The organism is Fictibacillus sp. EA-CB0309, assembly GCF_055814265.1.
In genome coordinates this window covers 796,123-822,199 of record NZ_CP169271.1, presented here as the reverse complement: position 1 = coordinate 822,199, position 26,077 = coordinate 796,123, and the positions used below count along the sequence as shown (strand labels likewise).

21 protein-coding genes and 5 pseudogenes are annotated in these 26,077 nt (G+C 40.4%); 7 read left to right on the top strand and 19 right to left on the bottom strand.

The features are described 5' to 3' along the window. Positions 1–108: 108 nt before the first annotated feature. Complete coding sequence (locus ACEWFH_RS04635) at positions 109–870, top strand: C39 family peptidase (RefSeq protein WP_473726309.1); 762 nt, start codon at positions 109–111, stop codon at positions 868–870. 415 nt (positions 871–1,285) lie between these two features. Here the strand turns inward: ACEWFH_RS04635 and ACEWFH_RS04630 are convergent. From ACEWFH_RS04630 to ACEWFH_RS04610, 5 genes and pseudogenes are all read right to left on the bottom strand, one after another. Continuing rightward, positions 1,286–1,508: pseudogene (locus tag ACEWFH_RS04630) on the bottom strand (DUF2584 family protein). 59 nt (positions 1,509–1,567) lie between these two features. After that, a pseudogene (locus tag ACEWFH_RS04625) lies at positions 1,568–2,016 on the bottom strand (VanZ family protein). A gap of 131 nt (positions 2,017–2,147) precedes the next feature. After that, positions 2,148–2,933, bottom strand: coding sequence for an SGNH/GDSL hydrolase family protein (locus tag ACEWFH_RS04620; RefSeq protein ID WP_473726308.1), 786 nt, complete (start codon positions 2,931–2,933; stop codon positions 2,148–2,150). A gap of 114 nt (positions 2,934–3,047) precedes the next feature. After that, positions 3,048–4,553 (bottom strand): argininosuccinate lyase, encoded by a 1,506-nt coding sequence (gene argH / locus ACEWFH_RS04615; protein ID WP_473726307.1) that lies wholly within the window; start codon positions 4,551–4,553, stop codon positions 3,048–3,050. 187 nt (positions 4,554–4,740) lie between these two features. After that, a pseudogene (locus ACEWFH_RS04610) lies at positions 4,741–5,264 on the bottom strand (type 1 glutamine amidotransferase domain-containing protein). A gap of 170 nt (positions 5,265–5,434) precedes the next feature. Here ACEWFH_RS04610 and ACEWFH_RS04605 point away from each other — a divergent pair. The 6 genes from ACEWFH_RS04605 to ACEWFH_RS04580 all read left to right on the top strand — a co-directional run bounded on the left by ACEWFH_RS04605 (position 5,435) and on the right by ACEWFH_RS04580 (position 10,276). Continuing rightward, on the top strand, positions 5,435–5,662 hold the full coding sequence (locus ACEWFH_RS04605; protein ID WP_473726306.1) for a hypothetical protein: 228 nt from the start codon (positions 5,435–5,437) through the stop codon (positions 5,660–5,662). 234 nt (positions 5,663–5,896) lie between these two features. Then, a complete protein-coding gene (locus ACEWFH_RS04600) occupies positions 5,897–6,274 on the top strand; it encodes a YwqH-like family protein (RefSeq protein ID WP_473726305.1) in 378 nt (125 codons plus the stop codon). A 12-nt stretch (positions 6,275–6,286) separates the two neighbouring features. Then, positions 6,287–6,556 carry a YwqI/YxiC family protein gene (locus ACEWFH_RS04595; RefSeq protein WP_473726304.1) on the top strand — a complete coding sequence of 90 codons (270 nt, stop codon included), beginning with the start codon at positions 6,287–6,289 and terminating at the stop codon, positions 6,554–6,556. 114 nt (positions 6,557–6,670) lie between these two features. Further along, complete coding sequence (locus tag ACEWFH_RS04590; protein ID WP_473726303.1) at positions 6,671–8,146, top strand: T7SS effector LXG polymorphic toxin; 1,476 nt, start codon at positions 6,671–6,673, stop codon at positions 8,144–8,146. Between the two features lie 485 nt (positions 8,147–8,631). Further along, entirely contained in the window at positions 8,632–9,441 is an 810-nt protein-coding gene (locus ACEWFH_RS04585) for a hypothetical protein (protein WP_473726302.1), read from the top strand. Positions 9,442–9,478: 37 nt separating this feature from the next. Then, positions 9,479–10,276, top strand: a complete 798-nt coding sequence (locus tag ACEWFH_RS04580) for a hypothetical protein (RefSeq protein ID WP_473726301.1) — start codon at positions 9,479–9,481, stop codon at positions 10,274–10,276. 297 nt (positions 10,277–10,573) lie between these two features. Here the strand turns inward: ACEWFH_RS04580 and ACEWFH_RS04575 are convergent, their stop codons facing one another. The 14 genes and pseudogenes from ACEWFH_RS04575 to ACEWFH_RS04510 all read right to left on the bottom strand — a co-directional run bounded on the left by ACEWFH_RS04575 (position 10,574) and on the right by ACEWFH_RS04510 (position 26,018). Then, positions 10,574–11,461, bottom strand: coding sequence for an ROK family protein (locus ACEWFH_RS04575; RefSeq protein ID WP_473726300.1), 888 nt, complete (start codon positions 11,459–11,461; stop codon positions 10,574–10,576). 6 nt (positions 11,462–11,467) lie between these two features. Beyond that, a pseudogene (locus tag ACEWFH_RS04570) lies at positions 11,468–12,942 on the bottom strand (DUF4127 family protein). A gap of 75 nt (positions 12,943–13,017) precedes the next feature. Further along, a pseudogene (locus ACEWFH_RS04565) lies at positions 13,018–13,869 on the bottom strand (acetylxylan esterase); the annotation flags it as partial. Positions 13,870–14,418: 549 nt separating this feature from the next. Further along, positions 14,419–15,531, bottom strand: coding sequence for a MurR/RpiR family transcriptional regulator (locus ACEWFH_RS04560; protein WP_473727211.1), 1,113 nt, complete (start codon positions 15,529–15,531; stop codon positions 14,419–14,421). A gap of 5 nt (positions 15,532–15,536) precedes the next feature. Continuing rightward, entirely contained in the window at positions 15,537–16,103 is a 567-nt protein-coding gene (locus ACEWFH_RS04555) for an ROK family protein (protein ID WP_473726299.1), read from the bottom strand. A gap of 42 nt (positions 16,104–16,145) precedes the next feature. Continuing rightward, positions 16,146–16,763, bottom strand: coding sequence for a glycosyl hydrolase-related protein (locus ACEWFH_RS04550; protein WP_473726298.1), 618 nt, complete (start codon positions 16,761–16,763; stop codon positions 16,146–16,148). After that, positions 16,736–18,694 carry a glycoside hydrolase family 38 N-terminal domain-containing protein gene (locus ACEWFH_RS04545; protein ID WP_473726297.1) on the bottom strand — a complete coding sequence of 653 codons (1,959 nt, stop codon included), beginning with the start codon at positions 18,692–18,694 and terminating at the stop codon, positions 16,736–16,738. The genes ACEWFH_RS04550 and ACEWFH_RS04545 overlap by 28 nt, the downstream gene beginning before the upstream one ends. Continuing rightward, entirely contained in the window at positions 18,695–20,050 is a 1,356-nt protein-coding gene (locus ACEWFH_RS04540; RefSeq protein ID WP_473726296.1) for an FAD-dependent oxidoreductase, read from the bottom strand. A 39-nt stretch (positions 20,051–20,089) separates the two neighbouring features. Continuing rightward, on the bottom strand, positions 20,090–20,626 hold the full coding sequence (locus tag ACEWFH_RS04535) for a carbohydrate ABC transporter permease (RefSeq protein WP_473726295.1): 537 nt from the start codon (positions 20,624–20,626) through the stop codon (positions 20,090–20,092). A gap of 41 nt (positions 20,627–20,667) precedes the next feature. After that, positions 20,668–20,910 (bottom strand): hypothetical protein, encoded by a 243-nt coding sequence (locus tag ACEWFH_RS04530; protein WP_473726294.1) that lies wholly within the window; start codon positions 20,908–20,910, stop codon positions 20,668–20,670. A 17-nt stretch (positions 20,911–20,927) separates the two neighbouring features. After that, entirely contained in the window at positions 20,928–21,872 is a 945-nt protein-coding gene (locus ACEWFH_RS04525; RefSeq protein ID WP_473726293.1) for a carbohydrate ABC transporter permease, read from the bottom strand. A 67-nt stretch (positions 21,873–21,939) separates the two neighbouring features. Continuing rightward, complete coding sequence (locus ACEWFH_RS04520; RefSeq protein ID WP_473726292.1) at positions 21,940–23,268, bottom strand: ABC transporter substrate-binding protein; 1,329 nt, start codon at positions 23,266–23,268, stop codon at positions 21,940–21,942. A gap of 387 nt (positions 23,269–23,655) precedes the next feature. Beyond that, positions 23,656–25,779 (bottom strand): glycoside hydrolase family 10-like protein, encoded by a 2,124-nt coding sequence (locus ACEWFH_RS04515; RefSeq protein ID WP_473726291.1) that lies wholly within the window; start codon positions 25,777–25,779, stop codon positions 23,656–23,658. Continuing rightward, positions 25,770–26,018: a hypothetical protein gene (locus ACEWFH_RS04510; RefSeq protein ID WP_473726290.1), complete on the bottom strand. Its 249-nt coding sequence runs from the start codon at positions 26,016–26,018 to the stop codon at positions 25,770–25,772. Before ACEWFH_RS04510 ends, ACEWFH_RS04515 begins: the two co-directional genes overlap by 10 nt. Positions 26,019–26,077 lie beyond the last annotated feature (59 nt).

The following is a 26,077-nucleotide window of genomic DNA, read 5'->3' as shown; positions in this document are numbered from 1 at the left end:
AGTTTTATGTAGAGATTAGGCAGAAACTGTCCAGGAGGGGTCAATTACGTGCTTAATGTTTAATGTGTTTGGTAATATAAAAAGAAAAAGAGTCTTTAGGAGTACCTAGTGAAAAAACTATTAATCGTTTTATTGGTAGCGTTTGTGGTCGGCAGTTTCTTCGGCTATCAACAAAATAAAAAGCAGCAAGCTGAAATTGAGAAAGTTAAATCGATCGAAGAAGATGTTGCGTTGCATAGTACGACAACTGGTGTCACTAAAGAAAATGGGCGAATTTTGATTGATAATGTACCTTTAATCCAGCAAATGCCTGACCTAGATCGTGGCTGTGAAGTTACCTCATTGGCTATGGTCCTTCAGCACGCTGGTGTAAATGTTGACAAAATGGAGCTTGCTAAGAAGATTAAGAAAGTGGATACACCCTACAAAAACGAGAATGGAACCTATTATTACGGCAATCCGAACGATGGATTTGTCGGTGACATTTATACGTTTGATAACATGGGATATGGTGTTTATCATGGTCCTGTAGCAGAACTTGCTGAGGAATACTTGCCAGGACGTATAGAAGATTTGAGCGGTGGAAATTTTGATGAATTGTTGGCTAAAGTGGAAAAGGGAAAACCCGTGTGGATTATCATAAACGCAGATTTTAGGGCATTACCTAAAAGTGAATTTCGAACATGGAATACTCCGTCTGGACAAGTTGAGATTACGTGGAAAGAACATTCTGTCGTGATTACGGGATTTGATAAAGAACACGTTTACGTGAATGATCCGTTGAATAAGGAGAAAAACCGGAAGTTGCCGCGGGAGGATTTTAAAGAAGCTTGGGAGCAGATGGGATCGCAGGCGATTACTTATAAGTAAAAAAACTAGAATTCTGTCTTAGCTCTTTCTGTTTCCTAGTCACAATTTTTAGCGCTGTTTGCTTAGTTACGGTACGTGTTCTTTTATTTATTTCACGTTCGCGCAGCTACTCCTTGTTTACGCGCAGTTGAATGAAGTTTACGCGCAGTTAAGCTTCATTTACGCGCACAAACGAACCATTTGCGCGCACATCGCGGCGATTTGCACGCACCCCAGCAGTTTTCGGAATTAAAAGTGGCTTCTATGCATCCAGTAGGGGTATACCAGCTATAAATTACTGATATCTTTAATGGGAACCAAAATTTTTGATGTATTTCCGTTAAATTTTGCTATAAATCCGTAGCACAATTCCGCTTATTAGCTTGGTGTATAACTTAAACTAAAAAAGAAACTCAAAATTCGAGTTCCTTCTTCATTAATTCACACCATGCAGATCAATAAGTTCATAGACTAAACGAGTGGAGTCTTCTTTCCACGTCACTTCTTTAATAACAGCTTTCCCAACCGGAGAGCTGTTTTCTTTTTTGCACCGGTACAGGATGATCCAAAATAAACAGCTTATAACCGTCTAATGAGATTTCAAACACATTACCTTCTAAACGCTTTTCTTTTCCAATCGTCACCAGGCTAGATTGCATTGTCATCGGCATTTGCATGTTATCACCTGCATTCTTTTTTCTTTTATTGTAGCACTAAACTAAATCCTTTTTGTACGAATTTTTCTGTAGATGAAGAGAGCTAGCGTGATACCAATCAGTCCACCAACAGCATCAATCATTACATCCTCTACATGCGGCGTTCGGTTCGGTGTAAAGCTTTGGTGAACCTCGTCGGATATGGCATACAGAATGGTTAGAATCCAGGAGGCCATAAACGTTAAACGGTTGTTTAAAAAATGGTAGCTTAAAGCCCGATAAATCACGAATCCCAATACGAAATACGTAAAAAGTGTGCCGCTTTCCGTATAAAGAACTCAAGAAAATGAGCTGCACCTAACGCCTGTATACTAATTTCGCCTCCAGCGTAATGCAATTCTACTGATGAGAATAGATTTTCTATGATACTTAAGTTCAGATTTGCTGAGAGCGCAGGACGCAAATCTTGTTTTTCATATGGTTGAGAACTGGCATAAAAGATAATGCCCATCCAAAGAAGGACCGGAAGCCAGTATAATAAGATTTTTTCATGAGAGACCACCTGTTTAAAATAGTACGTTTAGTAACTATAACATATCAGCCTCATGAAGAAGATTCCGGAATAACAGGAGTCTCCATCCTTTATTTAAATACCGAAATCATAAAATCTGCCCATAGTTTGTGGCCTTTTTCGTTAGGCATTAAGGTGCTGATGTTGTAATAATCTTTGATTTCCTCTGAATCCAGACTCGGCCAGCTGCTCCAATGGTTTAAATAGAAAAAGTTTTGATCCTTAGCGTACTGTTCTAATTCAGCTATTTGGTTAGCGTATTTTTCAGGTGCATAAATCGGGTTCGAAGGTTGCAGTAAAATAATCGACTCTGGGTTAGCCGTTTTAATATCTTCAATCATGTTACTGAGAACATATAAAGTATCCTTCATACTAATGCCCTCATTATCATTTAACAAAGGAGGTTCAATTAAAACAATATCAGCTTTTATAGCGGTAATATCATCATAAATTTTATTTTTGATAAGCTCAGTACTTTTAATTTTTGCAAAACTACTGATTTGAATCGAGATATCTTCTTGATACATATTTTTCATTTCACTCGTAAAAAAAGGTGCCCATGTTCCCTCTTCTTGAGAAGTATTTGTTGAACCAATCAAATGAAAGGTAAGAACTTCACTAGCGTCTTTCTTTTGATAATATCTTTCAGAGATGTCTTTAGGAGCATTCTTAAAATGAATAACTTCTTTCACGGATTCATTTGTTTTTTCCGCCGATCCGATCGATTTATCTGCTAGTTCACGTTTTGCTGCGTAAGCAGTTTTTTCTATTTTATTGTTGTAATATATCTGACCGCCAACCACACTCGCTATACATGCAAAGATGATGAGCATGGTAAAAAATCGACGTTTCTTCATTTCCCCCAACCCCTTATATAATCTATCATAATCATATAGGGTAAAATTTTCTAATACAAGAAAATTGTTGAAACTTGTAGAATCAACGCTTGTTCTAAAACTTATTACTTATCGTTAGTTTATTATCATTTGATTTACTGCATTATTTAAATTTTGTTTTGATGAACTGAGCCTATTCAGCTCATCTTTCAATTTACTGTTTAATTGTTGTAATATCTGTTTTCTTTCTACAGCCATTCTCCTCACTTCATCCGGATTCGGCCCGCCTTGTATGCTGCGCCGCCGTACAAATTCAATTGGACAAATAATCTCTTCCCATTGTTTTTGAGTGAGGGATACATTTTGGTGGTTGCAAATGATTTCGTTAATCGTTTGTAGCGGCAGTTCGTTGAGTTCGACACTTTGATGGGTGCATTTTTTTGCGATAGAGCTTGCTATTTTGTGAGCCGTCCGAAATGGAACATCCTTTTCTTTTGCTAGAACGTCGGCAAGCTCTGTAATCGTGATACATGACATTTTTGCCCGTTGTAGCGCGGTTTCTTTGTTTACTTCCATCGTTTGAATAACGGCATACATAAGGTGAAGCACACGGTTCGCTTTTTCATAGCTTCGGTACAGATGTGGCTGAAGGTCATCTTCCGTATCCACGATATCCCCGAACGGTGTGTTATGAATCATATGGATCGCAGCGAGTGCTTCCCCTGCTGAAGAGCTGGCGAGTGCGCGCGAATGCTCGATGGAAACAGGGTTTCGTTTTTGCGGCATAATGGAGCTGACCTGCACGTATGGATCAGCAACTTTGATGATGTTATGTTCACGGGTTACGAGTTGCAGAAAATCTTGGATCCACCTGCCGCTGTTCGTCATGAGCGTTAAAACTGCGGTTGCGGATTCTATGAGATAGTCTCCGCCAGCTACCGCGTCATATGAGTTTTCGATGAGTTGGTTAAAACCGAGCAGTTCTGAGACGCGTTTTCGATTGATGGGAAAGCTGGTTGTTGTTAGAGCGGCAGCACCCATCGGTGAACAGTTCACTGTTTCGTAAGCTGATTGAAGTCGTTTACTATCACGCAGGAGTATGTCTAATACGGCTGTTAAATAGTGGCCAAGCGTTGTCGGCTGGGCTGGTTGAGTGTGAGTGTAAGCCGTTATGATGGTTTCGGCATGTTCATTGATTTTTTCTAAAAGAGCAGAAGCTAATAAGAGTGAGCTCTCTATAACAGTCAGTATGTGTTTCCTTAGAGCAAGACGGTACATGGCAATGCCCATGTCGTTTCGGCTTCGTGCCATATGCATTTTCCCGGCAAGATCAGACCCTATTATGCTGCTGATTTTGTGTTCTATCATGAAAAAAAGATCTTCAAATTGAGGGTCGTAGTGCAGAGTTTGCGGGTCGATTTTTGCAACGGCTTCTACTCCTTGCAGAATAGCTGCCGCTTCTTTTTTATCTAGGATCGCCTGTTCCTCGAGCATAACAACATGTGCACGGTGAATGTTAAACATATGTTTAAAAAGATAGTCTCTTTGGTCGTTAAAAACGGGGCGCAGCAAGTGGTCCACATACGTTTTTCCTGGAAACGTCGTGCCCTCTTCTTTAATAAAATCATCCTTAGACTGCATGTGTGTCACTCCTAACGGTGAAGGAATTCGTGTTAGTAGTGTATAGCGATGGGCGTGGGTTGGGAACTCGGTTTTAAGTTTCGTTAAATGTATGTAACGTTAAAAACAGGACGATTTGTGCCGGGTTTTTCGCAAAACAAACGAAAAACACCCGAATTCCTTATCGGGTGTTCACCTCTAAATGACACTATTTCTTTTCCAAAACCGCAACAAACTCTCTCATATAGTCCGGCAGATCCGGCGGGCGTCGGCTTGATACGAGATGACCGTCTACTACAACCGGTTCATCAATCCATTCAGCTCCCGCGTTCTCCATATCATCCTTGATACCCGGTGTGCTTGTTACTTTTTTCCGTCCAAAATCTTCGCTGACACAAGAACCCAGCCTGCATGACAAATCTGACCGATTGGCTTCTTCTGCTCCTCCATGTGCTGAACCATGGAGATGACTTCTGGAAAACGGCGCAGCTTGTCCGGTGCCCATCCGCCAGGAACGAGAATCGCATCATATTGACTTGCATCCACTTCACCAAAAGCAAAATCGGCTTCTGCAGGAACACCATATTTTCCGATGTATGTTTCTCCAGCCTTCTCCCCGGCAAGTTCCACCACTGCACCTTCTTCACGCAAACGAAGAATCGGGTACCACAATTCAAGATCCTCGAAATCATGATGCACGAGGCTGATTACTTTTTTACCTTTTAAACGCATGTTTAACCACACCTCCAATATCTATCTTTCCTTACTAGCATAACATTTATCTTGTGCCTCAGAAATTAATTACCCTTCTCATTTGAAGTTTCACAACCCCAGAGTTTGTGCAGTTTCTTATTGTTTGTGATACCCTTTTACTATTCATATATTGCATGGGAGTGGATTTGATGGGTAAATGCACGATTGACCACAAGTTAGAAGATGTTCAGCAAAAATTAGCGGAGCAGTCAGCCTTTATGCCACGTGAACTGGTGATGGAAGTTGGCGATGCATTGACAGAGGAGTCTGATCAAAAGTTTCTGAATGAAGTGTTTCACCTGCTTAAAAAATATGATTTGGCGAGTGATGAGGAAAGACAAGAACGCAATGACAAGTTAACGGAATATGTAAAATAAGAAAGCCCGGATATGGTATCCGGGTTTTCTTATTTTACAGAATCTTTCATGATAATTACCTAAACAAAATAATATAAATTTAAAATAGGTTTATTTTTCCATATATATAGGGTAAATGGTATTTAAAACTATGTTTTTTGCTTAGTATTGGAATTTGGCACTAAAGGATATTTTTCCCTATTGTCTATAACGTTTTAAATAGTTCAGTAACCATTTATTTCTGAGGTGAATGCAATGAATGATAATTCTCAATTAATTATGTCATTAAATAGTTCAATATCTAACCTTACTCTACAGATGAATGACAACCAAGAAAAAATAAATTTATTACGTAAATCGCATGCAGAGCTTTTAAACGAACACCAAACATTTGAGGAAAACAAGAGTCTCATTAATAAGCCTTCACTTGACTCCTCTATCTGGAACGGTAAAAGTGCAGTTCGCTTTAGTGAGGAACGGTCAGCGATGGAACAATCCTATGTTTCTATGAGTGGTTTGATAGAAAACCAGTTAGAGGATATAACGAACAAAATTAACGAATTGGAAAGTTCCAATGCATCATTAGCTAACTCGATTTCATCAAAAAGAACTCAACTTTCCAACTTAAAATAAAGAGGTGGTATTATGTCAGAAATCAAATTAGTCAAAAGTGAGGTAGAACCTGCTTTCGCTGACTTGAAGAACAAGATACAAGCTTTAGACACGACTAATCCAAATTGTACGTTTTCCAAAACTCAAATGAATGTAACAACTAAAATGCTAGAAATCGAAAAGCTTTATTATGAAATATTAGATAACTATAAATCCACTTTAATATCTGTTGAAAGTGATGCACGGGAAAGTATAGAAGCCATTTTTCAAACAGATCAGAACCTTTCCAGAATTACTAAATAATGAAGGAGACTTAAAAGATGAAGGTACTCAAAGTTTCTGAAGTTTTCCAAGAAATCGATCAGACCATCAAAAAAAGAAAGTGAAAAAGAACAAATTCTTGCCATCAGGAATGCTTTGAATCATATCATTGAACTCGATGAAGGTTTAAAAGGAGAAGGTGGCGTAGCAATCAAGGAACATTTCACAGTTCTGCATATCCCCATTACACTCCTGCTTAATCAATTCTTAGATGAATACATAAATCGATTAAAGAAAATCAAGTCACGTATCTCAAAATTCGAATCAGAAGATGCATTAATAACGGAAGAGTTCATTTTGCATGATGTAAAACAAGGACTTGATAAGCTTAAACAATTTACAGAAGAGTCCGCAGATACTATTAACAAAATTACGTCTCAAGTAAGCCACCTTGTTAGCACAACCCCGATTCATGCTAGTTCTTTTACTACTAGCGTAGATCAATCTGTAAGCAATAATCAGAAGACGGCCGATGAACTGAATCAAATCGATGAAATTACGACCACCACCTTAACTGAACTGTCTGATGGTTTAGTAGACATCTCTCAATTTGTTAAAAAAGTGAATAACTGGTCTAGCGAAGGGATTATTCTAACTCAAAAGACGATCACTGAAATTGAAGAGTTCTTTATGTCGTCTGACACCATACAGAACATGATAGATGATGCGATCGAATTATCCGTTGAGCAAGGCGATTCTACGTTTATGGGGGATATTGCCTCATGGCTGGATCAACTAGGAAAAGCAACTGGAGCTTTAGATGTGACAAAAGGTGCTATTGCTGTCACCATTCTTTCAACGAATATGCTAGAGCTCACAAGAGATGGTAAAGGTAATTTTATTGTTAAAGCATCTCCTTCATGGGTAAAAGGAAAATCCAAAAAATATGAATCTAAGCTTGCTGAAAATATATATAAACTTCTGCAAAAAGGAGATAAAACATCTGGTAATCCTATTTTAAGATATCTTGGATCCTACAATAACAAGCCTAGTGGTTTATTAAGAGAATTAGTAGGCTTAGATAAAGGAACAACTAAAATTAGCTTTGGTACGATGGTTAGGGATCATAAAGGAATATTTGTTTTTTCAGATGCTGACTTAAAGAACTATGCTCAAAAAATAGATGTAGCTAAGACGGCAGATCAGTTTAAGAGCCTGGATGGTTTTACTACAGTCGGTAAAAAGTTACCAGTAATAGGTATTGCATTTTCTCTAGGAACGAATTCAGCAGAATTTTTCAGCGACGAAAACCAATACAAATCAAACTTTGAGAAATCAGGTCGTTTTGCTGCTGGAATCGGTATGGATGTTGGAATAGCTGGGTTAACTGCTGGTGGAGCTGCCATTGGCACGATGTTCTGCCCGGGGATAGGAACCGTGATTGGTGGGGCTGTTGGAGCAGGAATCGGTATCGTTGGTTCGTGGGCACTAGAAGATAAGATTAAAGGCTGGGGCGAAGATGCTGGAAAATGGATTGAAGAAGATGGGGCAAAAATGTTATCTGATGCAGCAGATACTGTTACAGATGCCTTATCAGACGCCGGTGATTTCGTGTCAGGATGGTTTAGATAATCTTATTTTAGTTAAAGCCCCTTTATCTGAAGCATGCTATTCTAGTAATATCTTTTAAATTTCACATCAAGGAAAGGAATCTTTATGACTACCAAACCCATCAGCATCTCTTTATCTATCCTTTTCATTTCAGTTTTGTCACTTATTTTTGTAGGAATTGATATCCCCTTTCCCACTACGATTATCATGGTTTTATTATTAAGTAATGCCATCTTTGCTTTCTTTTCTATTTTTTTCAACGGGGCATTATCGAACTTTACAAATATAATTTTCACACAGAAAAAAATGGGGTTATTTCTTTAGTCAACAAATACACGACATTTGCTTTTTTCGGTCTGAATTATGCAGCTCAATCAGCTTTAATTCGACTACCATTATTAATTAACAAATTATTGTCGCTTCTATTCTTTTTACTCCTTTTAGTTAATTGGTTGATCATACTCATTTTATTTAATGGTTTACAATAAAATTTGGAGGTAACTCTATTGAATACTTCAAACCCCATATCACTCTCTATAAACGAACTGGTAGCCTCACTTGCATTATGTGGTTATGACCGGACAGCGAGTCAAATTATCAATGAACAGAACCTCATACAAGATGATGCTCAATTCGAGCGTTTCATCGAGCAATCCGAACAATTACTGAAACAGCGCGGTTACTGGGATGACACCAAGGACACAAAACTTGTACTAGGTTTAGAAAACACGATTCGCCTTCTTGTTAACTGTACCAAGAAAGTACGTATCGTGTATGGAGACCGTGTTTTAAATATTCATCTTCTTAACGATAAATATGCTCTTATTCAAGACGTAAACGATCAGATGCATCATTTCACCTTCTTTAAGCACACAGGTGACTACACAGATATGATAAATGAGTTGATTAATAATCAAGAAGAAGACATCAGGAATCTTGATGACTATCAAACCGTTGAAGTAACATCTAACGTTTTTGATCAATTACACACAATAGATCAATCTGTCTTACATGCCATGATTAGTGATTCCGATTTGAACTATTCATTAAGGACGTTTTTAAAAGACTTTCAAAGTAATGAACAACGATTAGATAATATTTCTTTTCTGACTACTAGTTATGTAAAAGACCAGACAACAACTGATCAAGTAGTCTTTATGCTCCCTTCCAATCAATTGGTTTGGCACATTGATTACGAAAAAGTTAGTGACGGACAGATTTTTATCGTCCCTATACCAAAAGATGTTTATACCGCTAAAATTAATGAAACGATTCAGTCATTCTTTCAAATGAAAATAACTGCAGATCAAAAATAAGGCTCCCTGAAGCAGGTTATTACAAGGAGAATTGCCCATGAATAATTCAGAAAAAATGATACTAACCTCCAAAGAACTAGCAGTTGCTCTAGTATCATGTCAATATGAAAATTTTGCTCGTCGTATCATTCTTAAGGATGATTTAGTAAGTAAAAACAAAGAGGATATTGCCCTTTTTACAGAAGAAGCTGAGCTATCATTACGAGAAAATGGTTTATGGAATGCTCGGAGAAAAACAAAGCTTTCTCAAAATCTTGAAGATCTCATCCAAGCTCTAGGAACATCTACAAAAAATGTTTATTTCACCCAAAATGAACAAGAGCTATATATTCATCAAATAAACCGTAATCAATATCTCAAGCAGCACATATCAAATGAAACTCACACTTTTACATACCTGGATCATACAAAAAGTCGCTCAAAAGAAATATTGAGTTTTTATGGTCTGAACTCATCAGCAAATTTTGAGGATAATCAACTTCAACCCATTCAAGTTTCAGACAAAGTATATGATGCTTTACATAAACTGAAGAATGAAGAAGTTGAAAAGATTTTAAATAACGAAACGGAAAATGACTCGCTAAGAGAATTTATTACCTCGTTTAATAACAACAATAAAGTTTTTAACAGCATTAGCTTCAACAACTGCAATCACAAAACGGGAGAGAACAAAAAGGACCAAGTCGCTTTTTCTCTGCCAGGTAATCAAATGATTTGGCATGTAGATTATGAGCAAATCCATGATCATACCGTTTACTTTGTGCCTGTATCGATCTCTGATTACTTTAAAAAAATAGAAGATACACTCGAAGAGTTTTCTCTTCAGAAGTTGTGACAGTGCCTGTTTCCAAAAATACACGCAAAAAACAAAATGTTAAACCTTCAAAAAAGGTAGAAACCTTTTCCTCTAAGCGAGGATTTTCATTCTTTCTGAAAGCGAATTTAGTTTTACTAGGGATGATTGGGTTCCTTTTATTAAATCAAGGATCTTGGGCAGATGATGCTCAAAAATTCTTCATCCTGTTCATAACGGTATCGGAAGCGATGATTCTCTTATTATCATTTGCTAGCTGTTTACCCCATAAAAATAATAAATAGGTATAAAAGAAAATAAGCTGACTCTTTTTCAGAGTCAGCTTGTCTTTTTAATAGCATACGCCTGCCTTGCCAGCGCTAATGCCCCACACAATCCTGCATTGTCACCCAAATTAGGCGGAACAATATACTTTTCTATTTGATTCAGTACATTTTCGTGTTGAATGTACCCATTTAACAGCTGAACCACCCAGTTTCGAACGAGCGGAAATAGGTGTTCTTGTTTCATCACACCACCGCCGATCACAATTCGCTTTGGAGAGAGCACCAAAATGTAGTTCACAAGAGCTTGTGCGAGATAATAAGCTTCTAATTTCCACACCCTTTGATCTGATGCAAGTTCCACGCCCTTTTTCCCCCAACGTGCTTCGATCGCGGGACCTGACGCCATCCCCTCTAGACAATCACCATGAAACGGACAGCTTCCCGTAAAGTGATCTTCATCATGCTTCCGAACTAAGATGTGGCCCATCTCTGGGTGAAGCATCCCATGAACGAGCTTCCCTTCCGAAACGGCTCCTACACCAATTCCAGTTCCAACTGTCATATACAGACAGCTATCTAGTCCTTTGGCGGCACCCCAAAGAGATTCTCCTAAAGCGGCAGCATTCACATCCGTATCAAATCCGATCGGAACTTGAAAATGTTTCTTCAGTTCACCCACTAGATCATACTGATTCCAATGTTTTTTTGGCGTACTCGTTATGTATCCATAAGTCGGACTTGATACATCAAGATCAACCGGTCCGAATGAACCAACTCCCAGAGCATCCACCCTTTTTTCATCAAAGAAATCAACAACGTGTCTCATCGTTTCTTCAGGGGTTTTTGTCGGAATAGAAATTCTTTCAATAACTTCTCCGTCCTCATTTCCGATTCCACACACAAACTTAGTGCCGCCTGCTTCAATTGCGCCTAATTTCACAAAAATTCACTCCTTCCCTGTAGCATCCTTTAAATCAAAGGAAAGTCCACACTCAAACATTCGGTTCCACGGTGCGAACGTTTTCAAATTCTCCACCTTATACGCTTGAAAACTATGCAGAATCATCTCATTAAATCTTGTTAACATCCGTTGATTGCGCTCTTCATTTACAGAGTCTGCAGCGTCTTTTAAATCGAAATAATTCAAATCATACTTCGGCAGAAAATCTGTGTTTATTTCCATCCGAACCTCTGCTTGATAAAAATAATCATCAAAAAGATGGTACATAAGGTTTTCTTGAATCGGCTTCTGTTTACCTTCTGCACCCAAAACACCCTGGCAGATGGTTGTGCCTAACGTATTACAATTCGTGTTCCATCCTTTGTATGACAGAAGCTGATCAAGAATACCCTCTTCATCTAAAAGGGTAATTAACTCACGGTCTCCGCCATTGGCATATGCGGAATCCGCCACAATGACTTTTTCCCTGAGTCGATAAAATGCTTGATCTGATCCACAAACGTGAGCATATTTCTGAAACTGGTGTACGTAATGTCTTTTACGTTCTGTTCCCATGACTCTTGCATGACGCGGCCTGGCGTATTATAAGCGAGCACCAGATCGGCATCCTCAGCACGATCCACCAACTGACACCCTGCTGCTAACACATGCGCTTTTAAACTTTCTGCAAAAGGACGATCTTCATACATCGGCACAAGCTGTGGCCCGAGCGTACTGCTCCATATAGGAAAAATCTTAGGTTCCTGCCCCTTCAAATCATTATAAACCCGCGCTAATAAAGTCGCTCCAACTTCATCTGCACCAGGGTACATGTGAACTTTTTTATATAAACGCAGCTGTTCTCGTTTTGTCACCACAGCGCTTTGATCAATCGCGGTATATCCGTATTCGGAACTGTCATCCTGCGGAATCGACAAAAACGTCAGCACGCCTTCCTTAACCAAATCTAGCATTTGTACATTCATGTTTGAATTGAAAGCACGTCTCGTCTCATAGTCTTCAATATGCTCTTTTGGCAGCTTAGCCTTGATCTCACTAAGCTGTTTCGCCTCATCTTCTGTTAACTTCTCGCGCTTCTCTTTATCCAACAAATAAGAGCGTAAAAACAATTCCCGGCCCCAGTGTTCATAATAATCTGGTTCCTCGTCACTCGAACTGTATTTTGGCGTGCGCATGATTAAGTTTGATGCATAGATTCCTAGATTCGGATAATCCTGACGCAACGAGCGTAAACGTTCCACCCATATCGCACTCTCTTTTTCGGTCAAATAATGAAGTCTGGATGGAAGCAGCCCGCCGTAAATCAGCATATCAATGCTTAAAATAAGAGCGTCCACTTTCCCAGCTAGATTTTTTACCCAGTTCCACAATCCTTCTGTATTCGCCGCCTTCTTTTTATAACCTAAGAGTTCAGGTCCAGGAACAAACAACTCTACATCACGTGAAGACTCTGCAATCATTTGGACATAGGTGATGTTGCAAGGGCGTTCATCTATTGGTAAATAAGCAATCTTCATGCGTTTAGCCTTCTTTCGCTACATACTTTTTATATTAGAGTGAATAAATTTCAGCTTTTCCTCTTCATGAATCATAGGAACTTCGTGGCCGTATTCACGGTACGTTCTAATTTCCTTTGGGCCGCCTAATTGATGATACAAAGCAAAAGCGCTCATCGGCGGACATACGGGATCGATCATTCCAACCGATAGAAGGACCGGACACGTTACAGAGCTTGCTAGATTCATCGCGTCCACATAACTAAGCGTTTCAAAGATTTTAGCTGATGTTTGATGCTGTGGATCGTGAACTTTAAAATAATGCGAAATCTCTGTATAAGGTCCTTCTGCAGCAAGTCCAACCGAGCGTTCGAAGTCCGTCAGAAACGGAATATCGCATAGCGTTAAGGTGATGTCCTCTTGTAGAGCAGCAGTCGCGATCGCCAATCCTCCACCCTGACTCCCACCTTCCAGATAAACGTCCCTCTTTCCAGACAGCTTCCGAACAACGTCAACACTTCGATAACAATCCATATAAACGTATGTGTAATAATATTGGTCAGGATCGAAAATTCCCTGTGTGAGCCAGCCGGCTGCCCCTCCATTTTCGTAGTTGTTCTTGTCCGCCGATTTCACACTCTGGCCTCTTACATCTACTAGTAAAACAGGAACACCCTGAATCACATGCTTAAACGTATAATGCGGCTGCAGCGTGTTCCAGTTGTAGCCATGAAAGATGACAGCTGCTGGAGCATCGTCTTTCACAACTTCTGGTGTAACGTAAACACCGTTGATGCGTGAATTGCGAAATCCGTCAAAAGCCACGTCATAGACTTTTACGCCCGGAACGCTGTATGCCCGCTCCTTCACTTCTACATTCAGCGGATACTCCTGATTTTCAACTTTTAACCCATCCCAAAATGCATCAAAATCAGCTTTTTCGTCTGCTGAGGTTTGTAATTTCGCAGTTGTTCCATTGCTTCATCGTATGCGTTCATGACTGTTCACCCTTTATACGTAAAAAGGAGAAAATATTGGGTAGTGTCATATTTTCTCCTTTCTTTTCAATTCGTTTTTATAGGAAGTTGTTAGCAAAGGTGCAGTAGCAGACCGCTAGTCTCCAGTTGAGCTTACTTTAAGCATAGTTCTGCAGTATGTCTGATTTTTACGGTACGTGTTCTTATATTTATTACACGTTCGCTCAAACAAGGCTGCTTTTCGCTCCAAACACCTTCTGTTTCGCCCCGTGGACGCGCTGTTTCGCTCCAATTGACCCGTGTTTCGCTCAGTGGACCCCTCGTTTCGCTCCAACACCCTAAAAAACAACCTTCATCCCTCTTTACCGCTTAAAAAACCTGTCCTACTCTTAGTAAAAATGTAAAATCGGCTCAATCGCATTAGATTGATTTATTTTACGCGTTAATCGAAGCAAAACACACATTAAATAATCTCTTTTTGATGATTTTCTGCCTTATAGTCATTGCGCAGTTCTTTTAAAATTACATCCATCAGGTAGAATGCTGATACCTCGCAAATGGAGTTATCATCACCCGCGATATCATCTGTCGCTGGAATAAGTAATCGCGTATTGGAAACCTCTGATAACGGAGAATCCTGCTGGCTCGTCACTCCGATCGTTTCACACCCTAACTTCTTTGCTTGCCTCAGCATACCAACCACTTCTGAATCATAACCAGAAGCACTCAGCCCGATCACCAGTGTGTCTTGGTTTAGTGTGTATGACGACAATTCCATCTCATAGGCGGACGAGAACGTATCGGCTCTCTTACCAAGTCTCATCAACTTGTATTTCATTTGATCCGCGATAAAAGACAGCTTGTTCCCGCCATATAAATAAATCTGTTCTGCGTTCGCAACTTGATGCTTTACTTTTTCTACATCCTTCAGCTCGTACAGCGTATCAAATTTTTTGAGCATACTCACATACGTCTCTTTAACACCCGTTAAATGATGACTTTCGGCTGGTTCAAAAAGTCTTGTGCTGACAGAAGCTTCTTTTGCCATCAATCGAAGCTTGTTGTATGAACCAAACTCAAGCTTTTGGCAGAAACGAGTAATCGTTGCTTCTGATACGTCGATCTGCCGCGACAATTCTGAGATGGTTCTGTTCGGAAATGACTCTAGATTCGTAATAATGTATTTTGCAATCATCTGCTCACGTTTCGTCAGCTTGTGCCTGTTCGATTCGATCATTGTTGTGATGCTCTTAAGCGGCTGCAGAGATTCTTGAAGCAAGAAATGACGTAGAGCTCCAACCATACCGGCATTGTTTAAGTTACGGGCGATCTCGATCTTCGTTTTCGCTAAAATAGCTGGAATCACATCGATTTCGAGCTGTTTCATGATTAAAGGCAGCAGGTAATCCTTTTGAGCCGTAATGCCTCCGCCGATAATAATCGTTTCCGGATTCATCATGTATGCAATCGTTGCGATTCCTTTTGATAGATAGTACACAAGGCGCTCGATTTCCTCGATGCATACTTCATCGCCTGCTTGTGCCAACTCAAAAATCTTCTTACCATTAAGCTCAATTTCAGCTACTTCTTTCGCTTCGCCACATTTTTAATTAAAACGCGTGTGGAAGCTAGTTCTTCAAACTGACCGCCTTCGATTGGAATATACCCGATCTCACCACCGCTAAAGCTGTGGCCGGTGTGAAGTTTATTATCTAAAATGTAACTTCCGCCGATCCCTGTACCAATCGTCAGACAGAACAAGCTCTTTGAATCTTTCCCTGTTCCGATCCATGACTCCGCAAGCCCGGCACAGTTCACATCGTTTTCTACTTCTACAGGCAAGTTAAAGTGTTCCTCTAGTTCCTGCTTCAACTTGGTTCCTGTGTAGTTCGGAATTAAAGAAGAAGCAAACAGAATGATGCCTTCTTTGGAATCGACTTGGCCAGCCGTGCTAACACAGATCCCGCTTATGTCATGCTTATCGATCAACTGCTCTCCACATTGCTTCACTTTTTGGACGATTACGGGTCCGCCAAGCTGCGCCTCTGTTGGCACTTCGTATTTTTCGATAAACGTACCATCTTCTGAAATAACACCGTATTTAATTAATGTCCCGCCTATGTCAAATGCTACAAACTTTCTCATCATGATCACCTTCATTTTCTAAGGACGGAGTATTTGATCCCTTCATTACCGGCCTTTCCTTTTTACACGAATGGTTTTGATTTGTTTAGGGCCAAACGTAATGGCTGTTTGTTTTGCTGAGGAAACACTGGAAATGATTTTCCCAGTAAAATCAACTTCATACAGCTCTTCAGGATCAAAACCAAGAATTAAATCTGTGTTCACATCCTTAAGCGAAGGATTGAACAGACGAATATCAAACGTATTTTCTTCCTTCAACATGAATGAGGAAAAAGCAACCTCTGCTGATGAAAGTTTAAATAGCTTCTGATCCTCTTTTTTCACATATGATTGCTGAGTCAACACTTGCTGACGCAAAAACTTTCCGTTATTTAAACTCATGTTGTTCGCGCCGAGAACCAATCCGTATTCAAATTCATACTCACCGAGACATTGTGCGCCAGGTGTTTCAAAACCTGGTCCAGCCCCATTTCCACGTGTACGCAGATCGCGTCTCGACAACCAGCCAACACTTCGAATCACGCTTAAGAAAATGTGGTCACTTCCTTCAAACGCATCAACCTCGTATTCTTGTAAACCGCGGTGAAGAAGCTGATGTTCATTTGCGATCACTGTGGATTGAGTCGGATATTGATTCATAACGGCTTCTTTGTTTTTCGGCATATCGTATTTCTTATCTCGAAGCGTTTCCCTTTTACCAGGTCAAACGCTGTATCTGCATAGCTAATATCGGCTGTTGAAGTTGAAAATCCAACCTTCAACTTTTGGTCTTTCGCCGTATTGTTTACCTTCGTTTTAAAATAGATGAACCTTTTCCCTTTATGAAGAGTAATCGTTGTTTTCATCGTATTTAAGGTTTCAGCCTCACTCGGACCTGATCGGTCTTCGTTCAGTGAAGCAGGCAATTTTATCTCATAGTGCACGGTGACTGACTGAAACGTCTCGCCCGTAAGAATGTCCGATACCTCCGTGATAACGGCTTTACTTATTTTATCATTCAGAGGAGGTGAATAGTTGTACGTGTCTCCAGCATCTAGGGACGACGTGAAATGATGCTGATCCTTATGTGTCACGCCCGTTTCTAGATTAGTGATAGATAAGCTGTCCTCGTTCCATTCTATTTTATAAAAGTCGTTTTGAATGAAAGGCAACGCACGACTTTCAACAACTTCGGATTCATCTTCCACAGTGTCAATTCGAAGCACTTTCATTTCAGCACCGTCAAAAGGTATTGGGAAGCTTACATCATAGATCACATAATCCCCATAGTGCGGCTCAGCTAAAATATGATGAATAAATTCTTCCCGACGTTCTCTTTTCAACACGTCAAACGAAATTTCCTCTTCGTTATGAAACAGTTTGATCGAACCTTTGTCTAATGGAGCTGGGATACGTATCGTTGCTGTTACAGGATAACGTGAAGCAATCGGTGTGTTATTGACCACATATAAGTAGCCGTTATCTACTGAATCATCAAGATACTCAAATGGAAATTCATCGTGAAGAATATCTTTTGAAAATCGACTGATCGCGCTTAACACTTTTTGCGTTCGAGTCTCCATCTCATCATGAACCGCGTCCACACTGCATCCGCAGATGCTGTCATGAGGCTGGTTCTGTAAAATCAGCTTCCATACATACTCCATGAACTTTGCAGAATCCGAACGACCATTACTCCAAACGTTTAATGCTTCCATGATTCCAACTGCTTGGTCTTCGCACATTTGGTTCTGATTTTTTAAATAAGATCTCGTGGAATACACACCAGGTAGAATGAAGATCTTTGATGGATCGCGTTGTTCCCCCGAGATCGTTGCCTCTGGTTCCACTCCAGAAATCGAGTTCACATACTCCGACATCAACGTTTGCTTAAACGCGATATCAGGCATTTCTTCACTCAACTTCTTCACTCTTTCATTCACATCTGAGCTCGTAAATGTGTGGTCCGCTCCGTTCATAATTAAAGCATTGCCGGAAGTTAAATAAGGAGCATTTCCTTCTAAATAGGTTTTCGTCTTTTCCACAAAATCCTTAGATTTAAGGAACGTTTGATAATACCCCTCAAATAGTGGCAGGACGATCGTAAATACCTTCGTTCCGTCTGCACCTGCCCATGTGTTTTCAAAACGGTCCGATATAGCACCACGGAAAATGAGAGCAGAATCTATTCCGAAATGGCGTAAAATTTGCGGCATCTGACTGATGTGTCCGAACGTATCTGGCAAATATCCGATGTTGTACGGTGAACCAAGTTTCTTTGCCGTGTTTGTTCCGATTTCCAAGTTCTTGATCATGGACTCCCCTGAAACGAGAAACTCATCCGCTAGCAGATACCATGGGCCAACCTCTATTTTTCCTTCTCTTATAAAAGTAAGTAGACGCGCATACTCTTCATCACTTACAATCTCTTGATAATCATCAAGAACAATCGTCTGCCCGTCTAAAAAGAAGTTATCGATCTTCCCATCATTCAACAGGTCCTGTGTATAGCGGAGTCCGTTGCGAAGTCTGAAACGAAACTCTTCAAACGTTTCATACCATTCACGGTCCCAATGCGTATGATTCAATATGTTTACTGTATTTATGTTCTTCATTTAAAACTCCTCCACCATTTGAAGCTGCTGTTTCAGATGTGCACCGTTCAATGTATTTAATGCCATGTTGTTTTTAATCGAATACGCGCAGGCCATTCCTGCCGCTTGCCCCATATCACGAACAGTCGGCTGAATGCGAAGAGAGGCTTGCATCAAAAATGTGCTAGAGATGTGTCTGCCTACAACAACTAAATTTTCCACTTCAAATGTGATAAGGGAACGATAAGGAATCTCGTAATATTCTCCGCGAGAAAACTTCGCTTCATTTACCGATTCTTTTGTAACGCTGTGAACATCAATGTACCAGTCGCCTCGAGCAATTCCGTCTTCAAATCGAGCACGGTCTACATAGTCCTGTTCAGTGAGCACATATTGACCTAAAATGCGGTATGATTCACGAATACCAAGCTGATTCGCTTCTTTCAATAGAAACGCGTTCTGGAATCCCGGAATGTATTTTGGTAAAAAGGTTGCGAGCCTGCGAATCATTTGTCTTCCTTTTACAACAGCCTCTGAACGAAGCCTCGGATCTGTTGTTTTCATGATGCCTGGAATGTGCGGGCAGTTGAATGACATGACCGTGGGTTTTCCTGGTTGGGTAAACGCTTGGAAATACCGCAGATCCTCCTCAATTAAGTCACCGTTAGCGAGTGCTTCTCGAAAGTAAGGTTCTAATACATGCCCTTTACCTGGTACCATCGCGATCTCAAAAAAATCAGGATTTTCAATCTTACAAAACGTCTCGTTCTGAGAGAGAATAAACGTCCTTAAAGCTTGAATATCAATTCCACCCATTTCAAATCGAAAGGAAATTTGCTGATTTTGACCATCTTTATTCCCACTCACAACTTCAACACCTGCTGAACGAGAAAGAACGGCATCTGCTGTGGCATCAACGAACGTTTTTCCTGAAATCGCAACTAGCCCATTACACGTGTTTACGATAATATGCGTGATCTTTCCGTCTTCCTTTACGCAATCTATAAAATTCGCATCATACAGAATGCTGCCTCCGCGTTCTGTGATCAGCTGTTCGAGTACATAACTTAAAGACTCAACGTTAAACCAGCTGCATTCTGTCGTTCCGTCGTTCGTTTTAACATTTACTTTGTTTAAGCGTTCCGTAATCAAACCGTTGATGCGCTGTGTTTTCACATGAGTCGGCATCATAGGAGAAACAAGGGAATTCGTTTGAGTTCCTCCGAGTGAAATGGTTTTCTCTACGACTAACGTGGAGAGATTTTCTTCTAATGCAGAGATTGCTGCAGCAGCTCCACCCGTACCTCCGCCGACCACAACACAATCCACATCATAGATGACAGGAACTTCTCTGCCGAAAAAAGATAAGGTACTCAAATGAATTCACCTCTTAAAAAGATATCGTGATCGGACGGTTTATCCTTTTACCGCTCCGTCTGTTGCTCCTGAAATAAAGTACTTTTGCAGCCAAATAAAGATCAATAGTGTAGGAATTGTCGTTAAGATGGATGCGGCAGAAATTAATTTTAAATTGGATCCGTCAAAGTTCTGTGAAAGCTGTGCAAGACCAATGGATAACGTGTACATGCTGCTTTCTGTTGAGTTAAGTAGCGGCCATAAGTAATCGCCCCACGTGCCCATGAATGTGAAGATCGCCAATGTTACAAGTGTTGGTTTCACAAGTGGCAATACAACGAGATACCACACTTTAAAGCGGTTTGCGCCGTCTAAGTAAGCTGATTCCTCAAGTTCTTTTGGTATACGCAGATAAGCTTGGCGCATTAAAAAGATTCCGAACGCAGTTGAAACCTGCATGACAACAAGTCCGATATGTGTGTTTCTTAGTCCAAGTTCTCCTGCTAGTTGAAAAAGTGGAGCCATGTATAGCTGAAACGGAACCATCATGGTTGAGATGATGAGTGCCAGAACAACACTGCGTCCTCTAAAGTCCATTCGCGCAAGCGGATAAGCCGCTAAACTGCAGAACAACAGGTTTAGGGAATCGCGATTGCTGTAATAATGGCTGTGTTCATAAAGTAAAGCCCAAAGTTCGCTTTTTCAAACGCCGTTACGAAGTTTGCGAGTGTAGGGTCTTTCGGAAGAAGACTTGTGTAGATGCCTTCACTTCCAGATTTCATTGCCATAAATAACGTGATCAGAAACGGTCCGACCGTTAGTACGGTGATTAATAACATAACAACATAGAGCCATATTTTACTGTTTTGTTTTGATTTCATGAGTTTCCCCCAATCTATTAAACACGCAGATCGTCTTCGCGTTTACTTGTTAACTTCATTTGTAAAAGTGATGCAGCGATCGCAAGTACGAGTAACACGATACCTGCAGCAGACGCAATACTTACGTCAAGACTCATAAATTTGTTGTAGATGTACATTACGAGTGTAGTGGTCGCACCTGATGGACCACCGCCCGTTGTAAGTGCGATCTCTTCAAAGACTTTCATTCCGGCAATGATCGTCATAACCGATACGAGTGTAATAGATGGCGTTAGCATTGGAATTGTAATCTTCGTAAACTGCTTCCAAACAGATGCTCCGTCAATACTTGCAGACTCATAAACATCCTTTGGAATCGATTGCAGACCTGCCAAATAGATGATCATATAATAGCCAAGCCCTTTCCATACGGTGATGGCTGCTACGGCTGTTAGTGCTGTTGATGACTGAACCAATAGATTAGTAGGTGTATCGAACACGCCTAGTTTTACTAAAAACTCAGAGATGATTCCGCTTTGTGAATAAAGCATCTTCCACATGAGCGCGGCTACTACCATTGGTGTGATAACCGGGAGATAGTAAAGAACGCGGAACGTACCCGCTCCTCTTATTCTTTGGTTTACAAGGACTGCTAAAATCATTGGTAAAAAGACGTTTAACGGCAGGACGATCACAAGGAACGTCAGCGTATTGATTAACGCAACCCAGAAATACTTATCTGCAAACATCTCTTTAAAGTTAGCTAGACCAACATATTCTCCAGTACCCGCAATGATTTTATAATCCAGAAAACTCCACTTGAACGCTTCTAGAATCGGATACACTAAAAACGTTGCTAAAATCACGATAGCTGGCAGTAAAAACAGCCATGGTGTAAGGAACTTCATGCTGAACTTTTTCTTCTTTTTTGTTGTTGTGATTTTTGTTTTTACATTTGGCAGTACAACAGGTTCTCTGTTCATGTTAGAACCCCCTTTTAAAAAGTAGAGACTAGGCTTTTTTAAAAAGCTAGTCTCTTCATCTACTACATTAGAATGTTACTTTTTCACCTGATTTTTCAAACGCTTTGTTCCACTCAGAAGCAAGTTCTTTTAACGCTTCTTTTGGAGATAATTTACCTTGTAAGTTTTGGATGAAGATGTTCTTTGTTGCTGTACGCAGGTCAGCACTGTTTTCCGTTGGAGGAATAAGTACTTCAGCACGGCTTAAAGACTTAGAAGCTTCTAACATACCAAATGCTTTTGGAGAATCTCCTGGATTCTTGAAGTAGTCATCTTCTAAAGACTTCTTTGTAGCTGGAAGAACGGTGCCTGCCGTTTTAGCAAATTCTAATTGGTTTTCAGCGTTCGATACAAACTCAGCAAGTGCTACTGCAGCATCTTCGTTCTTTGTTTTTGCTGGAACCGCAAAGTTCATAACCGCTACGTTCACTGGTGCTTCAGCTGCGTTCAACGGCTGTCCTGCTTTTGAAGCTTTGTACACTTCAGGAGCTCCTGACTCGATCGGTCCTAAGAAGGTTACGCCGCCTTCAAGCATAGAAACGTTTCCTGCCATGTAAAGCTCTTGACCTGTTTTAATGGAACCTTCTGCTGCTTCTTGCGGAATGATTCCTTCTTTATACATCTTCTGAGTTGCCTCGAAGAATTCTAATAGATCTTTGTTGTCTTCAATCTTTGCTTTACCATCTTCAACGATTGGTGTTCCGTTCGCGATCGAAACCATTTTTTCCATGATCGTGTTTCCGTCATTGATAACTGGGAAGTAAGAAGGTTTGCCTGTTGCTTCTTTTACTTTTTTCGCTGCTTCATAAAGTCCCTTTGTATCTGTCGGAAGCTCAGAAACACCAGCTTTTGAGAAAGCGTCGTTGTTATACCAAGAAACCGTTGTTGTTAAGTACCATGGCAATGCATAAAGCTTATCCTCATACATGCCAGATTGATATGGTCCTTCTACAAAAGAGTCTTTCGTCTCGTCGCTCACCGCATCTGTAAGATCTAAAAGTCCGCCTTGAGCAGCAATGTTAGACATGTAGTGAGGATTCAAGTTAACAACATCAGGAACATCGTCACCTGTAAGCGATGTCAAAACTTTTTGCTCCATCTCATTTTGAGGAACATCTTCAATCACAACATCAAGTTTCGGGTGAAGTTTTTCAAAATCTTTTTCAATGTTCTTGAAGTAAGTATCAAATGGCTCTCCTGCTAATGACGCAGTCCAAAGCGTAACTTCTCCAGAAAGCTCCCCATCTTTAGAAGATCCTTTTGCCTTATCTTCCTCTCCGTTGCTGCACGCGATCAAACTTAATGACAACGCTGCTGCTAGTGAACCAGAAACCCAAGTTTTTGTACGTTTCTTCACTTTTCATTTCCCCCTCAGAAACATTTTGGTAAGCGTTTTCTTAATAACTCAATTATAAAAGTAAGATTGCGAGATTTCAATCCATTTTAAAAATAATTTTCGTTTGTTTTATAATTTTGAAAATTAATTTCTTTTTACGGGTTTGGTTAGAATAGATTACGGTTTTACGGTACGTGTTCTTTTATTTATTACACGTTCGCGCAGGATTACTTGATTTGCGCGCGAGTTCGACAAAGTTACGCGCACACTTGTCATAGTTACACGCGTATTCAACAAAGTTTCACGCGCTCTACCGCTTTTTCAGCGCAGCCAGCAATTTTCCACTAGAAAAACGTATTAGAAAAAGAACAGATCTTAGTCTTTTGATCTGTTCTTTCAATCTAAATGTTATTTCTGATGATTTAACGAGTAATTCACCCACGTTTTCGCCTGTAAAAGATCAGCTTTGATTCTATCTCCAACAACTGCAGCAAGTTTCTCTTCTGCAACCGCCTGTTCGACCTTCGCAACAGTAGAATCAAAAACGACAGAACTGTTCTCGATATCTTGATCCACTGCTTTATCTAGTTCCTTAATCGCTAGTTTAAGAGAAATGCCGTCCTCTTCACTCACTGCACCTTGTGGAATATAGATTTTTATGATTTGTTTTTCAATATCTTTCAGTACAGTATGAGTCGCGACAATCGGCTCCTCACCAGGGTTCACTGCCTTTTCACGCCAAGGCCCTTTACCTAGAGCATCTACAGACGGCGCACTGGCTTGGCCAAAAGCAAACATGTTCACACCAGACGTTCCATACTTCGCGGACATAACGTCACTCACGCTTGCCATCTCACTTAAGTGATGATAGAACGAATAGATTCCTGTGTAATACATCGTACCTTCAGGCATCAGCTTCTTGCTGTCTGTTACCGTTTTTTGAATGCTGTTGAAGTCGTGGCCATACGCTTGCGGGATAACACCATCGATGTCATCTTTCCAGTCGCTGATCTGTACCGCTTCAGGTCCTGGTTCAGGTGTTGCCGTCAGCATAAACTTTTTGTTCATCTCTTTTGTTTGAACGTGAAGCTTGTCAACAAAATCGTTCTCGCGCTCACGCAGCCAATCGAGCCATTTATCCCACTCAGCAGGTGTTGTTGTTGGTGATAGCGTGTACGGATCAATTCCTGTCTTCTCTTGATAAAGTTGTTTTGTTCTCTCACTGAAACCGTAGCTTTGCTCAAACTTATGATGCGGGTAACGCATATAATCGATGTTCAGACCTTTGATGTCATAGTCTTCTTGCATCTCTTTATAAATCTCTAACATGAAATCCTGAACGTCAGGCTGTGCGATATCAAGCCAGTAATATTTGCTCGCTGTATCTGGCTGGAACGTTCCTGTTGTGTTGCTGCGCTGAATCGCTGCCCACTCTGGATACTTCGCAAATTGAGATGGAACGCCTATGCTGCTTTCCCCGATCATGAATCCATCGGTCCAAGCCTGGATTGTCATGCCTCGCTTTTTCCCTTCTTTTACATAAGCGTCAAGTAGATCTTTTCCATATTGGCCGTAGTCAGCATTCGCAAAACGCGGGTGCTGTGCCGGCAGACCATATTTCTCCATGATCTCACTTGGATAGATTGTATAACCCCAGAACGTTGTTTCTAAATAGACTGAGTTAAAGCCTGCTTTCTCCATGCGATCAAGAACTTGATTTACACCTTCAAGCGTTGTTTCTTCTGGGCGATACCAGATCGCACGCTGTTCTGCTTTATGAGAAGCAAGGGAATAATAGTACGCGTCATAAGCGGATTGCGTTGCTTGTCTTGTTCTATCCAATGATTTTACAGGATCGCTTGTTTTAATCGCTTCTGCTTCAGCTAAAAGTGACTCCGCTTTTTGAATCGCAGCATTCGCTTCTTCAAACGCGACATCTAAAAAGTCTGCTTTTGCTTTTTCAATAGACGACTTCGCTTGATCGATCGCTTGTTTACTTTGGTATTGGAAACTCTCAACGTCTTGTACGATTTCCACAACACCGTTTGCGCTCACATTAACCTTTGCACCAATGATGGAGTTAGAAGAGATCCAACTCGAATTCACTCCATGTCCGCTAACGACAAAACCGTTTTTAGGGATCTTAGAGTTTCCGCCTCCAAGTTTTGTAACAAAACCATTCTCTACTGTAATTTCATAGCCATACTGATTCGTTCTTGTGGATTCACCAAACGCCGGAGTATAGACGATCAACTGATCAGGTCCACGGAATCCATCAAACACCGCTCCACCTGGGTTCGATTCTCTTGTAGGGTCTACCGCATTTGACTGTTTTTGTTCATGTTTTTCAGTTGGCTCAGTTAATGTAACGGACTCTCCCGCTTCCAATTGTGTTAAAAAGTTTCTGATTTCTGTTGTTGAAACATCTCCAGTTGATAAAACGATCCCGTTCTCAGGAATAGCGCTGTCACCATCTGTGTCTTTTACAACACGGTATGTATTTACGCCCGTTTTTTCTAAGACTACTTCCATACTTCCTTTTGTGTTTCGGTGTAATAACTAAATTCATCGTTAAATAAGATCAGCTTGTTATCATTGCCTAGCTGATTTTTGCCGTTAATCGCCATTTGATCACCAGATTCATCTTTTACGGACAGGACATTGTAAGGTACATTTTCTTGCGCTTCAACCGAACCTGACAGGTCAACAGCTGAAAAAACAAGACTTGTAGCAAGGAGGGAACCCGTTAAGACTTTCATTTTTTTCTTCATAATCAGTCTCCTTTTATTGTTTTGGTAACGCTTTCAAATTATTATAATGCGTTTCTAAA

What these genes read in the sequence shown, in the direction of transcription:
- ACEWFH_RS04545 (WP_473726297.1), bottom strand. Translation starts at nt 18,694, where the DNA reads ATGAAGAACATAAATACAGTAAACATATTGAATCATACGCATTGGGAC.
- ACEWFH_RS04595 (WP_473726304.1), top strand. Translation starts at nt 6,287, where the DNA reads ATGTCAGAAATCAAATTAGTCAAAAGTGAGGTAGAACCTGCTTTCGCT.
- ACEWFH_RS04530 (WP_473726294.1), bottom strand. Translation starts at nt 20,910, where the DNA reads ATGAAATCAAAACAAAACAGTAAAATATGGCTCTATGTTGTTATGTTA.
- ACEWFH_RS04555 (WP_473726299.1), bottom strand. Translation starts at nt 16,103, where the DNA reads ATGATGAGAAAGTTTGTAGCATTTGACATAGGCGGGACATTAATTAAA.
- ACEWFH_RS04525 (WP_473726293.1), bottom strand. Translation starts at nt 21,872, where the DNA reads ATGAACAGAGAACCTGTTGTACTGCCAAATGTAAAAACAAAAATCACA.
- ACEWFH_RS04510 (WP_473726290.1), bottom strand. Translation starts at nt 26,018, where the DNA reads ATGAAGAAAAAAATGAAAGTCTTAACGGGTTCCCTCCTTGCTACAAGT.
- ACEWFH_RS04535 (WP_473726295.1), bottom strand. Translation starts at nt 20,626, where the DNA reads ATGGACTTTAGAGGACGCAGTGTTGTTCTGGCACTCATCATCTCAACC.
- ACEWFH_RS04600 (WP_473726305.1), top strand. Translation starts at nt 5,897, where the DNA reads ATGAATGATAATTCTCAATTAATTATGTCATTAAATAGTTCAATATCT.
- ACEWFH_RS04515 (WP_473726291.1), bottom strand. Translation starts at nt 25,779, where the DNA reads ATGGAAGTAGTCTTAGAAAAAACGGGCGTAAATACATACCGTGTTGTA.
- ACEWFH_RS04580 (WP_473726301.1), top strand. Translation starts at nt 9,479, where the DNA reads ATGAATAATTCAGAAAAAATGATACTAACCTCCAAAGAACTAGCAGTT.
- ACEWFH_RS04550 (WP_473726298.1), bottom strand. Translation starts at nt 16,763, where the DNA reads ATGCCGAAAAACAAAGAAGCCGTTATGAATCAATATCCGACTCAATCC.
- argH (WP_473726307.1), bottom strand. Translation starts at nt 4,553, where the DNA reads ATGCAGTCTAAGGATGATTTTATTAAAGAAGAGGGCACGACGTTTCCA.
- ACEWFH_RS04605 (WP_473726306.1), top strand. Translation starts at nt 5,435, where the DNA reads ATGGGTAAATGCACGATTGACCACAAGTTAGAAGATGTTCAGCAAAAA.
- ACEWFH_RS04620 (WP_473726308.1), bottom strand. Translation starts at nt 2,933, where the DNA reads ATGAAGAAACGTCGATTTTTTACCATGCTCATCATCTTTGCATGTATA.